General features: G+C 63.1%; 13 protein-coding genes and 1 riboswitch. Of the genes, 9 read left to right on the top strand and 4 right to left on the bottom strand.

The window, feature by feature from the left end; all coding sequences use genetic code 11:
- The first annotated feature begins 85 nt into the window (after window positions 1–85).
- The 6 genes from glmM (at window position 86) to serA (ending at window position 6,869) form a co-directional block, all read left to right on the top strand.
- Window positions 86–1,438, top strand: coding sequence for a phosphoglucosamine mutase (gene glmM, locus MAXJ12_RS04540; RefSeq protein WP_008834597.1), 1,353 nt, complete (start codon window positions 86–88; stop codon window positions 1,436–1,438).
- 177 nt (window positions 1,439–1,615) lie between these two features.
- On the top strand, window positions 1,616–2,401 hold the full coding sequence (locus MAXJ12_RS04535; RefSeq protein ID WP_008834596.1) for an outer membrane protein: 786 nt from the start codon (window positions 1,616–1,618) through the stop codon (window positions 2,399–2,401).
- A gap of 176 nt (window positions 2,402–2,577) precedes the next feature.
- On the top strand, window positions 2,578–3,345 hold the full coding sequence (locus tag MAXJ12_RS04530; protein ID WP_008834595.1) for an outer membrane protein: 768 nt from the start codon (window positions 2,578–2,580) through the stop codon (window positions 3,343–3,345).
- Between the two features lie 171 nt (window positions 3,346–3,516).
- A complete protein-coding gene (locus MAXJ12_RS04525; protein ID WP_008834594.1) occupies window positions 3,517–4,692 on the top strand; it encodes a phosphoserine transaminase in 1,176 nt (391 codons plus the stop codon).
- A 30-nt stretch (window positions 4,693–4,722) separates the two neighbouring features.
- Window positions 4,723–5,175 (top strand): L-alanine exporter AlaE, encoded by a 453-nt coding sequence (alaE, locus tag MAXJ12_RS04520; RefSeq protein ID WP_040584875.1) that lies wholly within the window; start codon window positions 4,723–4,725, stop codon window positions 5,173–5,175.
- A gap of 92 nt (window positions 5,176–5,267) precedes the next feature.
- A complete protein-coding gene (gene serA / locus MAXJ12_RS04515) occupies window positions 5,268–6,869 on the top strand; it encodes a phosphoglycerate dehydrogenase (RefSeq protein WP_008834592.1) in 1,602 nt (533 codons plus the stop codon).
- Between the two features lie 55 nt (window positions 6,870–6,924).
- Here serA and MAXJ12_RS04510 read toward each other — a convergent pair whose 3' ends face one another.
- A complete protein-coding gene (locus MAXJ12_RS04510; RefSeq protein WP_008834591.1) occupies window positions 6,925–7,818 on the bottom strand; it encodes a DMT family transporter in 894 nt (297 codons plus the stop codon).
- Between the two features lie 196 nt (window positions 7,819–8,014).
- Here MAXJ12_RS04510 and MAXJ12_RS04505 point away from each other — a divergent pair, with 196 nt between their 5' ends.
- Both MAXJ12_RS04505 and MAXJ12_RS04500 read left to right on the top strand, forming a co-directional pair.
- Window positions 8,015–9,313 carry an adenylosuccinate synthase gene (locus tag MAXJ12_RS04505; protein WP_008834590.1) on the top strand — a complete coding sequence of 433 codons (1,299 nt, stop codon included), beginning with the start codon at window positions 8,015–8,017 and terminating at the stop codon, window positions 9,311–9,313.
- A gap of 74 nt (window positions 9,314–9,387) precedes the next feature.
- On the top strand, window positions 9,388–11,016 hold the full coding sequence (locus tag MAXJ12_RS04500; RefSeq protein ID WP_008834589.1) for a hypothetical protein: 1,629 nt from the start codon (window positions 9,388–9,390) through the stop codon (window positions 11,014–11,016).
- Here MAXJ12_RS04500 and MAXJ12_RS39960 read toward each other — a convergent pair.
- From MAXJ12_RS39960 to MAXJ12_RS04490, 3 genes are read right to left on the bottom strand one after another with little or no spacing between them, the layout of a single operon-like run.
- Window positions 10,931–11,350, bottom strand: a complete 420-nt coding sequence (locus tag MAXJ12_RS39960; protein ID WP_085983873.1) for a type II toxin-antitoxin system CcdA family antitoxin — start codon at window positions 11,348–11,350, stop codon at window positions 10,931–10,933. The genes MAXJ12_RS04500 and MAXJ12_RS39960 overlap by 86 nt on opposite strands.
- A gap of 23 nt (window positions 11,351–11,373) precedes the next feature.
- Complete coding sequence (locus MAXJ12_RS04495; protein WP_008834588.1) at window positions 11,374–13,185, bottom strand: ABC-F family ATP-binding cassette domain-containing protein; 1,812 nt, start codon at window positions 13,183–13,185, stop codon at window positions 11,374–11,376.
- Window positions 13,186–13,190: 5 nt separating this feature from the next.
- Window positions 13,191–13,835 (bottom strand): thiamine diphosphokinase, encoded by a 645-nt coding sequence (locus MAXJ12_RS04490; RefSeq protein ID WP_008834587.1) that lies wholly within the window; start codon window positions 13,833–13,835, stop codon window positions 13,191–13,193.
- Between the two features lie 105 nt (window positions 13,836–13,940).
- Window positions 13,941–14,055: riboswitch (TPP riboswitch) on the top strand.
- Window positions 14,056–14,084: 29 nt separating this feature from the next.
- Between MAXJ12_RS04490 and thiB the strand changes: the two genes are divergently transcribed.
- Complete coding sequence (gene thiB, locus MAXJ12_RS04485; protein WP_008834586.1) at window positions 14,085–15,104, top strand: thiamine ABC transporter substrate binding subunit; 1,020 nt, start codon at window positions 14,085–14,087, stop codon at window positions 15,102–15,104.
- The last annotated feature ends 162 nt before the right edge of the window (window positions 15,105–15,266 follow it).

Raw genomic sequence — 15,266 nt, 5'->3', positions numbered from 1 at the left:
ATACTCACAGAAAGTGATGTCGGAACGATGCGTTATTGTGTCAAATGGATGACTGCGTGAATCACGCGCGGGGAAGTTGCGTAGAATGACGAGACGATATTTCGGAACGGACGGGATCCGGGGACGGGCCAACAAATTTCCGATGACCGCCGAGGTTGCGATGAAGGTCGGCATGGCTGCCGGCCTTTCGTTCCAGCGCGGCAACCATCGCCACCGTGTCGTGCTCGGCAAGGACACGCGGCTGTCGGGCTATATGATCGAGAATGCGCTGGTTGCGGGCTTCTGTGCCGCCGGCATGGACGTGTTCCTGCTCGGGCCAATTCCGACGCCGGCCGTCGCCATGCTGTCGCGGTCGCTGCGCGCCGATATCGGCGTGATGATCTCGGCCTCGCACAATCCCTATTACGACAACGGCATCAAGCTGTTCGGCCCCGACGGCTACAAGCTGTCGGACGAGATCGAGATGCGCATCGAGGCGCTGCTCGACCAGGATGTCGACATTTCGCTAGCCGATGCGGACGGGCTCGGCCGCGCCAAGCGCGTCGACGGTGTGCACGACCGCTACATCGAATTCGCCAAGCGCACGCTGCCGCGCTCCATGTCGCTGGCGGGCCTGCGCATCGTGATCGATTGCGCCAATGGCGCCGCCTACAAGGTTGCCCCGGCGGCGCTTTGGGAACTCGGCGCGGAAGTCATCACCATCAACAACGAGCCGAACGGCTTCAACATCAACGAGGAATGCGGTTCGACCCACCCGGTCGGCCTTTCCAAGAAGGTTCATGAAGTACGCGCCGACATCGGCATCGCGCTCGACGGCGACGCCGACCGCATGGTCATTGTCGACGAGAACGGCGCCGTCGTCGACGGCGACCAGATCATGGCGCTGATCGCCGAATCCTGGCACCAGAGCGGCCGTCTGGCCGGCGGCGGCGTCGTCGCCACCGTCATGTCCAATCTCGGCCTCGAACGCTTCCTCGGCGACACCGGCCTGCAACTGCACCGCACCCAGGTCGGCGACCGATACGTGGTCGAGCACATGCGCGCGCATGGGCTGAATGTCGGCGGGGAACAATCCGGCCATATCGTTCTGTCGGATTTCTCCACCACCGGCGACGGGCTGGTCTCGGCGCTGCAGGTGCTGGCCTGCATAAAGCGCCAGAACAAGCCGGTCAGCGAGATCTGCAAAAAATTCGAGCCGGTGCCGCAGCTCTTGAAGAACGTACGCTTCGCCGGCGGCAAACCCCTGGAGGCGGCCCCCGTAAAGGCCGCGATCGAGGATGCCCGCAACCGGCTTGGCAAGTCCGGCCGCCTGGTGATCCGGCCTTCCGGCACCGAGCCTCTGATTCGGGTCATGGCCGAAGGCGACGACCAGAAGCTGGTTGAGACGGTGGTGAACGACATCGTCGGCGTCATCGGCGACATCAAGACCGCTGCCTGAAATCAGCTCGCTGTATTGCTGAAAGGCCCGTCAGCCCGGCGGGCCTTTTCTTTTGTCAATTTCATGATCGTGGTTAAGCAACAGGGTTAAGCACGCCTTAACCTTTGAGTTTCATTATCCAAACCGAATTCAATTTTGGGTCGCGCGCAACTTTGCGTCGCGATGATGCGCAGGGGTATGGACATGCACAATTTCGCAAAGAAGGTTCTTGCCGCGGCGGTTGTCGCGGGCGCTTGCGCGCCTGCAATGGCGGCCGACCTCTACGAGCCGCCGATCATCGAGGTTCCCGCACCGGTCTATGGCGGCTGGTACATTCGCGGCCATATCGGCATGAGCAACCAGAACTTCGATGGCTTGGAATCCAGCCTTTACGATAACCCGACCATCAACGACTTCGGCTGGTATGACGAAGGCGGCTTCGCCTCCGCACCGCTGTTCGGCGTTGGCGTCGGCTACGAGTTCAACGACTATCTGCGCGGCGACCTCACGGTCGAGTATCGCGGCAAGTCCGACTTCGAAGCCCTCGACTGGGTGGATTCCGCTGTCACCGGCCTGACCACCAACGACTTTCGCGCCAAAAAATCGGAATGGCTGATCATGGCCAACGCCTATGCCGATCTCGGCACTTTCTACAGCGTCACTCCATATCTCGGCGCGGGCATCGGCGCATCGCGCAACACGATCTCGCATTTCCGCGACGTCAACGTAATCACCGGCGGCGGCGGCTATGCCGACAAGGAGTCGGAATGGAACTTTGCCTGGGCCCTGCATGCGGGCCTGGGCATCGAGGCGACGGAAAGGATGACCATTGATCTCGGCTACAGCTTCGTCTCGCTCGGCGATGCAAAGACCGGAACGTTCCACAATGACGATCCGGCTTTCGATCTCGACAATGACGGCTTCCAGTTCAACGACATTTACTCGCACGACTTCAAACTCGGCGTGCGATACGCGCTCAACTAGGCACCGCACGATGACAACAAAGAGGCTCCTTCGGGAGCTTTTTTGTTGATTTCAGGCGGTCGCGGCGCGCAGCCTCAAAATAGCCGTTAACCTTAACCGGCACTTAACCTCTATGGTTAACAATGCTTCTGACGGGGGCGGGCTGGCTTGGGCCTCGCCATATCGGGAGTGTGGCTATGACCCAGAAATCGCGTATTCTTCTCTTGCTGGCCGCCGGGGCGCTCATGCCCCTCGCGACGGCGCATGCGGCCGACTACGATCCGCCGATCTTCGTGGAAGAGGCAGTCGAGTTCGTCCCGGTCGAAGTGGGCTCCGGATGGTACCTGCGCGGCGATGTCGGCTACGTTTTTAACGAGCCATTCCGAAACGATGTCTTTGGCAACGATCCGATCTTCTCCTTCAGCGAGAAATTCAATCCAGTTTCTGCAAGCATCGGCATGGGATACAACTGGACCGATTACTTCCGGACAGAAATGAATGTGGGATTCCTCCCAGGGGGTCGTTCCAATCTTGATTATTTGACCGTTGGCGGCGGCGGCGTGGTGGTCTCTGATGTTTCGTTGGCCACCAAGAACGAACTGTGGAGCGGCATGGTCAACGCCTATGCCGATCTCGGCACTTTCGTCGGCGTCACTCCATATGTCGGTGCGGGTATCGGCGTCGTTTACAACAAACGAAGCTTCTCGGCATCCCAGGATTTCGTCGATCCCGTTTTCGTGGATACTGATTTTTCAGACACAGAACGGCACTTCGACTTCGCCTATTCCCTCGGCGCAGGCGTGAACTACGCAGTGACAAAAAACGTATCTGTCGATCTCGGATATGAATATTTCTCGGCCCCAGAGGCCGAGTATGCCGAGATCACCGGACCGGCCAGCTATTCCATCAAGGAAGGCATCGACTTCCATCAAGTAAAAGTCGGCCTTCGCTACGACCTCTGGTAGGATCGACAACCCCCGGTAGCGCGGCGGGTTTTGGCCCGCCCGCCGCTCTTTGCGAGCTGATTTAAAAACGACAAAAACATTTCTCTTGACGCCAGGAGCCTCAGGCAATATCGCCGTCCGTGGGCCACCCCTCCCCAACGAGGGGCCACTATCTGGAAGGATAGAACCACGATGACGACTCTCTCGAAGCCGGACTTGCGTCCGGCAAACCCCAATTTTTCCTCAGGTCCCTGCGCCAAACGCCCCGGCTGGTCGCTCCAGGCGCTCGGCAATGCCGCGCTCGGCCGCTCCCATCGCGCAAACATCGGCAAGACGAAGCTTGAGAACGCCATCGCGCTGACCCGCGAGGTGCTGCAGGTTCCGGCCGACTATCGGATCGGCATCGTGCCCGCTTCCGACACCGGCGCCGTCGAGATGGCGCTTTGGTCGCTGCTTGGCGAACGCGGCGTCGACATGCTGGCCTGGGAAAGCTTCGGCGCCGGCTGGGTCACCGATGTGGTCAAGCAGCTCAAACTGCCAGACGTGCGCCTTTTTGAAGCGCCCTACGGCGACCTGCCCGACCTCGCTGCCGTCGATTTCGACCGCGACGTGGTCTTCACCTGGAACGGTACGACTTCGGGCGCACGTGTGCCGAACGGCGACTTCATCCCCGCCGGCCGCAAAGGCCTGACCATCTGCGACGCCACCTCGGCCGCCTTCGCGCAGCGTCTCGATTTTGCCAAGCTCGATGTCGTCACTTTCTCCTGGCAGAAGGTGCTGGGCGGAGAAGGCGCCCATGGCATGCTGATCCTCAGCCCGCGCGCCGTCGAACGCCTGGAAACCTACAAGCCCGCATGGCCGCTGCCGAAGATCTTCCGCCTGACCTCGGGCGGCAAGCTGATCGAGGGCATCTTCAAGGGCGAGACGATCAACACGCCTTCCATGCTGGCGGTGGAGGACTATCTCGACGCGCTCCAATGGGCCAAATCGATCGGCGGGCTCGATGTCCTGATCGCTCGCGCGGACGCCAATGCGGCCGTCGTCGCGGACTGGGTTGCCGGCAATCCGGCCGTCGATTTTCTGGCTTCCGCCCCGGACACGCGCTCCAACACCTCGGTTTGCCTGCGTTTCACCGATCCGGCTGTCGCCGTCCTCGACGATGCCGGCCAGCAGGCCTTCGTGAAAGGCCTGACCGGATTGCTCGAAGCCGAGAAGGTCGCCTACGATATTGCCAGCTACCGCGACGCGCCGCCCGGCCTGCGCATCTGGTGCGGGGCGACCGTCGAGACTTCCGATGTCGAGGCGCTGACGCCTTGGCTGGATTGGGCATTCGCGCAGCAAAAGGCGGCGTTGAAGGCCGCAGCCTGATTGGCGGTCTCGCTGCCGAGCGGTGGGGTCATGAAACACTCTCTCAGGGCACGCAACTTCATTGCCGACACACTGGCGCTTGTTCTGTTCTTCACCGTCGCAAGCGGGCTGAACGAGCGTTTTATCGCCGGCATGTCCTGGGATGAGGTCTTAGTTTCGCGCTTGATCGGAGCGCCTTTGATGGTCCTAACGGCCCGGCCCTACGGACTTTGGCGGGACTGGGTTCTCGCCAGAACCGGTCCGTCGACGCGACGGGGGGCGCTTCTCGCCGACGGGTTCGCCCTGCTGGTGTTCCAGGTTCCGATCTACGCCGCCATCATCGCGGCGGCTGGCGCGGACGTGTTGGCAGTAATCAAAGGCGTGCTCGGCTTTGCGGCCCTCATGCTGCTTCTTGGCCGCCCCTACGGCCTGTGGCTCGACTTCATCCGTGGGCTCTTCGGTCTCGAAACGCCTGGACAGAAACCGATGTCGCTAGGGGGGTGACGTCGACAACCTGGCCGAAGGCCGCTCACGGTCTGCCGATCAACTTTCCATTCAACAGATCAGGGCAATCGCCCCAACATCAGGATACCATCATGGCACCGCGCGTTCTCGTTTCCGACAAACTCTCCCCCACCGCCGTCCAGATATTCAAGGATCGCGGCGTCGAGGTCGACTATCTGCCCGACATCGGCAAGGACAAGGAGAAACTGCTCGAGATCATCGGCCAGTATGACGGCCTCGCCATCCGCTCCGCCACCAAGGTGACGGAGAAGCTGATCAATGCTGCGCCGAGGCTGAAAGTTATCGGACGCGCCGGCATCGGCGTCGACAATGTCGACATACCGGCCGCCAGCCGCAAGGGCATCATCGTGATGAACACCCCCTTCGGCAATTCGATCACCACGGCCGAGCACGCCATCGCCATGATGTTCGCGCTGGCGCGCCAGATCCCGGAGGCCAACGCCTCCACCCATGCCGGCAAGTGGGAAAAGAACCGCTTCATGGGCGTCGAGATCACCGGCAAGACGCTCGGCATTATCGGCTGCGGCAATATCGGCTCGATCGTCGCCACGCGCGCCGTCGGGCTGAAGATGCACGTCATCGCCTTCGACCCGTTTCTTTCCGAAGACCGCGCCTCCGAACTCGGTGTTGAAAAGGTCGATCTCGACGCGCTGTTCGCTCGCGCCGACTTCATCACGCTGCACACGCCGCTGACCGACAAGACACGGAACATCATCAATGCGGATTCGATCGCCAGGATGAAGAACGGAGTCCGCATCATAAACTGCGCCCGCGGCGGCCTTGTCGTCGAGGCGGATCTGATTGCGGCTCTGAAGAGCGGCAAGGTGGCGGGTGCCGGCATCGACGTGTTCGAGACCGAGCCGGCGACGGAACACCCGCTGTTCGGCATGGAAAATGTGGTCACCACACCGCATCTCGGCGCTTCCACGACGGAAGCGCAGGAAAACGTGGCGTTGCAGATCGCCGAACAGATGTCGGACTATCTGGTCAAGGGCGCTGTCTCCAACGCCATCAACATGCCCTCGATCACCGCCGAGGAAGCACCGCGGCTAAAGCCCTTTGTCAAGCTCGCCGAGGTGCTGGGCGCGTTTGTCGGCCAGGTGACTGAAGACCCGATCAAGGAGGTGGAAATCCTGTTCGACGGCGCCACCGCCACGATGAACACGCGCGCGCTGATCAGCGCTGCGCTCGCCGGGCTGATCCGGCCGCAGGTCTCGGACGTCAACATGGTGTCGGCGCCGATCATGGTGAAGGAACGCGGCATCATCGTCGCCGAGGTCAAGCGCGACAAATCGGGCGTTTTCGATGGCTATATCAAGCTCACGGTGAGGACTGAAAAGCAGACGCGCTCGATTGCCGGAACCTGCTTCTCCGACCACAAGCCGCGCTTCATCCAGATCAAGGGCATCAATCTCGATGCCGAAGTCGGCCAGCACATGCTCTATACCACCAATCCCGACGCCCCCGGCATCATCGGCCTGCTCGGAACCATCTGTGGCAACAACAACGTCAACATCGCCAACTTCCAGCTCGGCCGCAACCGCCCCGGCGGCGACGCCATCGCGCTGCTCTATCTCGATGCGCCGTTCCCGGAAAAGGCGCTGGCCGAATTGCGGGCAAACAAGTCGATCGATTCGGCCAAGCGGCTGCAGTTCGACGTGGAAGGCCTTTGATCTCGGCGTTCCGAAGACAATGGAGGCGCGCCACAGGCGCGCTTCTTAGGAGCCGTCACACGTCCATCTTCCGCCCGCTATGCTCCGCGAGCCAGATGCCGCCGAGCACCATGATCAGGGCCAAGGCGTGATAGGCGTAAAAATCCTCGCCGAGGAGCAGGATCGACAGCAGCGTGCCGAAGATCGGCACCAGATTGATGAACAGGCCGGCGCGGTTGGCGCCGATCAGCTCCACGCCGCGAATATAGAATATCTGCGCCAGGATCGACGGGAACAGCACCGTATAGGTGACGATCGCCCACCCTTGCGCGTCCGGCACGATGGCGTTTGCGGTCCAGAACTCCGCCAGCGCGAAGGGAATGCAGGTGACGAAGGCGGTGCCGGTGAGCATGATCATCAGACTCTGCCAGTGGATCATCGGCCTGAAGCGCAGCGCCACCGTGTAGGCGGCATAGACGAGAGCGGAGATCAGCATCAGCAGGTCGCCGAAATTGACGTCGAGATGCAGCAGCGCGACAGGATCGCCATGGCTCGCGGCCACGGCCACGCCGGCCAGCGAAAGGATGAAGCCTACGATCTGCGCCCATGCCACTCGCATGCGGAACAGAAGGAAATTGCCGGCGAAGATCAGCATCGGAATTCCGGCCTGCTCGATCGAGGCGTTGATGGCGCTAGTGTAGATAAGCGCCGTATAGAGCGCCATGTTGAAGACGGTGAAGCCGAGCGCGCCGAGCGTCGTCAGATAAAGCAGCCGCCGGCGCACCTTGCTCCAGTCGGCCCTGAGCCGCGGCCAGCCTATTGCGAGCAGGATCGCCATTGCGAGCCCCCAGCGCAGCGTCGTGAGCAGCATCGGCGAGACATGGCCCACGGCCAGCTTGCCGGCAACGGCATTGCCGCCCCAGAACAGGGTGGTGAGGCCAAGCAGCATATAGGCCTTGTTGTTGTGCATAGAGCCGTGTCCGGTGGGCAAGCCCGCCGACCTACGTTGGTGAACCTGTCAAGTAAAGGACGCCAGACGCGGAAATCTTGTGCCTGCGAGCACTTGGCGCGGCAAAGAATGGTCGCACTCCGCGTTCCGTGTCGCTATAGAGGCCTGTATTTCGTTGCACTAGCAGCCGCCTTGGCGGCGTCTGAAGGGAATAATCATGGCCAATGTGGTGGTCGTCGGCTCGCAGTGGGGTGACGAAGGCAAGGGCAAGATCGTAGACTGGTTGTCGGAGCGCGCCGATGTGGTGGTGCGCTTTCAGGGCGGTCACAATGCCGGGCACACGCTGGTCGTCGACGGCAAGGTCTACAAGCTGTCGCTGCTCCCGTCGGGCATCGTGCGCCAGGGCAAGCTCTCCATCATCGGCAATGGCGTGGTCTTCGACCCGCACGCATTCGTGGCCGAATCGGCGAAGCTGAAGGCGCAAGGCGTCACCGTTTCGCCCGAATGCCTGAAAATTGCCGAAAACACCGCGCTTATCCTGTCCTTGCACCGGGAACTAGACGGGTTTCGCGAAGACGCGGCCTCGAATTCGGGCACGAAAATAGGGACAACCCGCAGAGGCATCGGGCCGGCCTATGAAGACAAGGTCGGCCGCCGCGCCGTGCGGGTGATGGATCTGGCGGATTTGGACACTCTTCCCCTCAAGGTCGACCGGCTGTTGACGCATCACAATGCGCTCCGGCGCGGGCTGGGCCATCCGGAGGTTTCGCATGAGGCGATCATGCAGGAACTGATTTCGGTCGCCGACGAGATCCTGCCCTACATGGACCGGGTCTGGAAGATCCTTGACGACAAGCGCCGCGCCGGCGCGCGCATCCTGTTCGAGGGAGCCCAGGGCACCCTGCTCGACATCGACCACGGCACCTACCCGTTCGTCACCTCGTCCAATACCGTCGCGGGCCAGGCCTCGCCCGGCGCGGGCATCGGGCCTGACTCGATCGGCTATGTGCTCGGCATCACCAAGGCCTATACTACGCGGGTCGGCGAGGGTCCGTTTCCGACCGAGCAGGACAACGAGGTCGGCGAGTTCCTCGGGACCAAGGGCCATGAATTCGGCACCGTCACCGGCCGCAAGCGGCGCTGCGGCTGGTTCGACGCGGTGCTGGTGCGGCAGGCGGTGGCGGTCAACGGCATCAACGGCATCGCGCTGACCAAGCTCGACGTGCTGGACGGCCTCGACGAGATCAAGGTCTGCACCGGCTACCGCCTCGACGGCGTGCTTATCGACTACCTGCCGGCGAGCCAGGGCGCTCAGGCGCGCGTCGAACCGGTCTACGAGACGCTGGAAGGCTGGAAAGGCACGACCAAGGGGGCGCGCAGTTGGAACGACTTGCCGGCCCAGGCGGTGAAGTATGTCCGCCACATCGAGGAACTGATAGGCGCGCCGGTGGCGCTGCTCTCCACAAGTCCGGAACGGGACGACACGATACTTGTGACGGACCCGTTTCAAGACTAGATTTTGGCCCTTTCCGGGGCTCGCGGCCGCCTTGAACGCGCGATCCGGAAGAAGGAATTCACAGGTCGACAAGCATGGCAGATTTCGTAGCGGTTCTGAGAAAGACGCTGGACGGGTTGAACGACGCCACTCCGCAGACGCGCGAGAAGGTGTATGACAAGGCGCGCTCGACCATTGCCGCGAAGCTCGCCGCAATGAACCCGCCGCCGCCCGAAGGCGTGATCGACCGCCAGAAGCGCGCGCTCGAGGATGCGATTGCCAGCATTGAGCGGGAATATGCCACCGAACCCGCGTCAAATGATCCGCTGGCCGAACTTGAGAACGTGTTCGCATCGTTGAAGAATCCGGAGCCGCGGCCGATCCGGCAGGAACCGCCTCCTGCGCCAAAGGCTGCCCCTCCTTCTCCGCAGCCGGTACCCGCGCCCGTGCCCATGCCTGCACCTGTTCCCCCACCGGAACCAGTTTCCGAACCCGAGCCTCCGCATACGGAAAATGCTCCGCCATTGGCGGGCAGCCCGCAACTCGGCCCGGAGACGGAAAGCGACGACGCTATCCACGAAGAAGAGGGCGATCGCGAACCGGAACTCATTGCGCCGGACCATCCCTATGAGCGCCGGCGCAGCTATGGCGGTCTCGTTGCGGCGGGCATAGCGCTCGCCGTCCTTGCAGGCGGCGGCTACGGCGTATGGCTGAACAAGGACGCCTTCAGCGATATTCTGGGATTGGAGCGGTCCGGCCCGATGGCCGGAGCGCCGGTAGAGACCAGACCGCTCGTCGAACCTGAAGCCGAGGCGGAAACGGAAGTGGCCGCAGCGCCTCCGGCCGAAACGTCGCCCGCCGCAACGCCGCCTGCCGCCGCTCCCGCCGAAGACAAGTTTACGCAGCGGTTGACCAGCGATGGCGGCGAGGTCGATCCCGGTCCGGCCGGCGGCGAAGCGGCCATCGGCGAAGGCACTTCCGTCGCCGCGGCGACCCAGCCGCCGAGCGCGCCTGCAACGCCCGAGCCGGCCGCGCCAACTGAACAGAACGACGCTACGGATGCGGCGGCGCCTCCGGCCGGGCAGCCTCCAGCAGGGCAGCCGGCGGCCGCCGAAGGCGAAACGCCGGCCGAACCCGATGCTCCAGTCTCTCAGCCGTCGGTCGCCGTCGGCCGGAGGGCGATCTTCTATGAGGAGCGCACCAATGTCGCCGAGGGCTCGGCCGAACCGGGCTCGATCGTCTGGTCGCTGGTACAGGAATCGCCCGGAGGGGATTTGCCGCCGGAGCCGGCGATCCGCGCCGAGGCCACCATCCCCGGCAAGGACGTGCAACTGCGCATGACCATCCGCCGAAACGCCGACCAGACGCTGCCGGCCAGCCACATCATCGAGGTGATCTTCCTGACGCCCGAGGGCTTCGAGGGCGGCGGCATCGACAATGTGCTGCGTGTTTCGATGAAAGGCTCCGAGCAGGAGGCGGGCAGCCCGCTGATCGGCATTCCGGCCAAGATCGCCGACGGCTTCTTCCTAGTCGCGCTAAACGACTCCAAGCCTGAGATCGACGCCAACCTGACGCTGCTGCGCCGCCAGAGCTGGATCGATGTGCCGGTCATCTACAAATCCGGCCGCCGCGCGCTCTTCACCATGGAGAAGGGCATTCCCGGCGCAAAGGTGTTCGACGAGGCGATGAAGGCCTGGCAGGCGGCCAGCAGCAGCGCTGGTTAACGCAACGCGCCGCACGGCGGCGCGTCAGAACCCCTGGAACAGCATGTCGCTCGCCGGAGCTTCGGGCCGTCAAAATTGACGATTTCGTCAGGGGCAAACCGTTGCGCTCGACGTATTCGTTCCAGGCTTCAATCGCCGCGGGATTCTCGATCTTCCATAGCCGCGTCTTCTCCTCGGTCACTGCCTTGGCAATGCTTCCTTCGGCTACTCGCGAGATGTTGATGCCGAGTTTTTTCGCCTCAGCGACCAGCCGCGTATCAAGGGAAAGGTTCGTTGGCTTTCGCTGTATGGAAGATGCATGGCGTGGCACTGGCTGTCTCCATGGTACGCGCATAACGCGCGCATACTAAACGGCCGTCAACTGCCCTCCAACTCCTCCCTCAGCATTTCGAGCTCCAGCCATTCCTCCTCCATTGCAGCGAGCGTGGCGCGCTCCTTGTCGAGCGCGGCGATGGTCTTCTGGAAGCCCTTCGGGTCGCGCTCGTAGAAGGCGGGATCGGCGATGTTGTTTTCCAGAGCCGAGATCGATGCCGACACCGCCGCCATTCTTGTCGGCAAATTCTCCAGCGCGAATTTCTGCTTGAACGACAGCTTTTTTGCCGGTCTCTTCGCCGGTGCGGCGTCGGCGCGAGATGCTTCCGCCGGAGCCTTTGACACAGCGCGCCGGTCGTCAAGCTTTGTGCCGCCGCGCTGCGCCAGCATGTCCGAATAGCCGCCCGCATATTCGATCCAGCGCCCGTCGCCATCCGGCGCGATGATGCTGGTCACGGTGCGGTCGAGAAAATCGCGATCGTGGCTGACCAGGATGACCGTCCCAGCGAAGCCCGCGACGAGTTCCTGGAGAAGCTCCAGCGTCTCCATGTCGAGGTCGTTGGTCGGTTCGTCCAGCACCAGGAGGTTCGCCGGACGAGCCAGCACCCGCGCCAGGATCAGCCGCGCCCGCTCGCCGCCCGAAAGCTCGCGCACCGGCGTGCGCGCCTGCTCGGCCTTGAACAGGAAGTCCTTCATGTAGGAGACAACGTGCCGCTCCTCGCCATTGATGACCAGGTTTTCGCCGCGCCCGTCGGTCAGGAAGTGCGCCAGCGTTTCCTGCGGGTCCACCGCCTCGCGCTTCTGGTCGAGGGTGGCGATTTCGAGATTCGTGCCGAGGCGCACCGTGCCGGAATCGGGCTTCAACTCGCCGGTCAGCATCTTGAGCAGCGTCGTCTTCCCTGCCCCGTTCGGCCCGACCAGGCCGATGCGGTCGCCGCGCTGAATGCGCGTCGAAAATCCCTTCACGACAGTCAGATCGCCGAAACTCTTCTCGATATTCTTCGCTTCGATGACCAGCTTGCCGGATTCGGCGGCATCGCTTGCCGCCATCGTGGCGACGCCCTCCGCGCCGCGATGGCCGCGAAAGCGTTGCCGCATAGACTGGAGTTCGCCGAGCCGGCGCATGTTGCGTTTGCGCCGCGCGGTCACGCCATAGCGCAGCCAGTGCTCCTCGCGCACGATCTGGCGGCCGAGTTTGTGCTGCTCGCGCTGCTCTTCCTCCAGGATGGTGTCGCGCCACTCCTCGAAATGCGCAAAGCCCTTTTCCAGCCGGCGGGTCTGGCCACGGTCGAGCCACACGGTGGTCCGTGAGACGCGCTCGAGGAAGCGGCGGTCGTGCGAGATCACGATCAGCGCCGACGACGAGCGGACCAGTTCCTCTTCCAGCCATTCGATCACCTGCAGGTCGAGATGGTTGGTCGGCTCGTCGAGCAGCAGGATGTCGGGTTCAGGCGCCATGACCCGGGCAAGAGCGGCGCGCCTTGCCTCGCCTCCGGAAAGATCGTCCGGATTTTCCTCGCCGGTCAGTCCGAGATGCTCCATCAGATAGGTGGCGCGGTAGGGATCGTCGGCCGGCCCGAGACCGGCCTCGACATAGGCGCGGACGCTGGCGAAACCTTCCATGTCGGGCATCTGCGGCAGGTAGCGGATCGTCGCCGACGGCTGGCGGAACACCTCGCCGTCCTGCGGCTCGACCATGCCGGCGGCAATCTTGAGCAGCGTCGACTTGCCCGAACCGTTGCGGCCGACCAGCGCGATGCGCTCGCCCGCCGAGGCCGAAAGCGACGCGCCGTCAAGCAAGGGCGTGCCGCCGAAGGTCAGCCTGATGCCGTCGAGATTGAGAAGCGGTGGCGCCATGTCGTTCAGTGTTCCGGAAGCGGGCAGGGGTGGGCGAGGAGGACGGCGCGGCCGTGTTCCAGCGAAATGCGCAAGCGCCCGCGCGTCTCGTTGGAGATCGTCAGTGAAGAGCCGAACGCCACCTCGACACGGTCGAGCGGCCACTTTGCGCCCTCGACCGACAGGCCGACGAGTTCGGAGAAGCCCAGAATGGAAAACAGCGTGCCGTCTTCGTAGTCGAACTCGGCCGCACCCGGCAGCAGCGGAAATCCTTCCTGCGCGCCGCTGGTCAGCAACACCTCCATGCCAGATTCAGCAAGCCGGACCGCCAGCGCGAGGTGCAGGAATTCATGGTCGGCGCGTTGCCCGCCAAACGCACCGCACAGCACCAGTGAGGTCGCGCCGAAACCGAGAGCCTCGGCTATAGCCAGCTCGCCGTCGGTCTGATCCTTGGCGGACGGAAAGGTCTTGCGCGGAATGTCGGCGTAGTGCGCCGGCAGCACGGGTGGAACCGAATCGAAGTCGCCGACCCAGAGTTCCGGCGCAACGTCGAGCGCGGAAGCATGCCGGATGCCGGAATCGGCCGCGATAACCCGCGCGCCTGCGACCTGCGTGTCGAGGCGTGGCGTGCGGATGAGGCCGCCGCCGAGGAGGATTGCAAATCTGCTCATGGCGGTGGCCCTTATCACGCGCCGCCCCCGAAACGGAAGGCGGCGATTGCGCGCCGCTCCGCAAACAAGCGCTTGCTCTGCCCGTCCGGCGGCCCTATGTCTGGAAATGCTCTAACGGGGTGCCGGATGCGACGTTTCGCATACCGGCTGAGAGGCAGATCGCCAACCCGCAGAACCTGATCCGGTTTGCACCGGCGGAGGGATTAGATGCCTCGGACGCCCGGCGCTTCAATTCCCTTTCAAACACGAATGAAGGAGGCGCCGATGCGCATTTTGTTATCCCTTGTTTCAGCACTCGCTATCTCTGCTGCCGTGGCCGTTCCGGCTTTCGCGCAGGAAAAGCTCACCATCTACACCTATGAGAGCTTTACCGCCGAGTGGGGTCCGGGGCCGCAGGTCGAAAAGACGTTCGAGGCGGAATGCACCTGCGATCTCGAATTCGTCTCGGTCGCCGACGGCGTGGCGCTGCTCAACCGCGTCAGGCTGGAAGGCGCTTCGACCAAGGCCGACATCGTGCTCGGCCTCGACACCAATTTGACCGCCGAAGCCAAGGCGACGGGCCTGTTCGCGCCGTCCGGCTCCGATGTCGTCGATATAAAAGTTCCCGGCGGCTGGATCGACGACGTGTTCGTGCCGTTCGACTACGGATACTTCGCCTTCGTCTACGACACGGAGAAGCTGACGAACCCGCCGAAGAGCCTGAAGGAACTGGTCGAAGGCAATCCGGAAGAGAAAATCGTCATCCAGGATCCGCGCACCTCGACGCCGGGCCTCGGCCTGCTGCTGTGGGTCAAGTCGGTCTATGGCGACGAGGCGCCGGCCGCATGGGCAAAGCTGCGGAAGCGCGTGCTGACGGTGACGCCGGGCTGGAGCGAGTCCTACGGCCTGTTCACCAAGGGCGAGGCGCCGATGGTGCTGTCCTACACCACCTCGCCCGCCTACCACGTCATTGCCGAGAACACGCAGAAATACCAGGCGGCGGCTTTCGAGGAAGGCCACTACCTCCAGGTCGAGGTCGCCGGCATCACCACCACCGGCGCGAAGAACCCGCTGTCGCAAAAGTTTATGGCGTTTATGACCGGTCCAGGCTTCCAGGACGTCATTCCGGAGACCAACTGGATGTTCCCGGCGGGCCGGACCGAAAAGCCGCTCAACCCGGCCTTCGAGGCACTGGTTGAGCCGGCAAAGACGCTTGCTTTCAGCCCCGAAGAGGTCGCCGAGAACCGCAAGGCCTGGGTCGACGAGTGGCTGGCGGTGATGAGCGAGTGATACTCGTCCGCCGCCGGAGATATAATCGGCAATGAGCCGACTGCCCCTCATCCGCCTCCTGAGCGAAGTCGAATGGGCGACACCTTCTCCTCGTATCCAACGGGGAGAAGGACGATACTCCAACGCTGACGACTCCCTCTCCCCGTCCTTCACGGGGAGAGG

Origin of the sequence: Mesorhizobium alhagi CCNWXJ12-2, from assembly GCF_000236565.1 — a bacterium.
GTDB classification, from domain to species: Bacteria; Pseudomonadota; Alphaproteobacteria; order Rhizobiales; family Rhizobiaceae; genus Allomesorhizobium; species Allomesorhizobium alhagi.
This window is presented reverse-complemented; position numbering and strand designations above follow the sequence as displayed.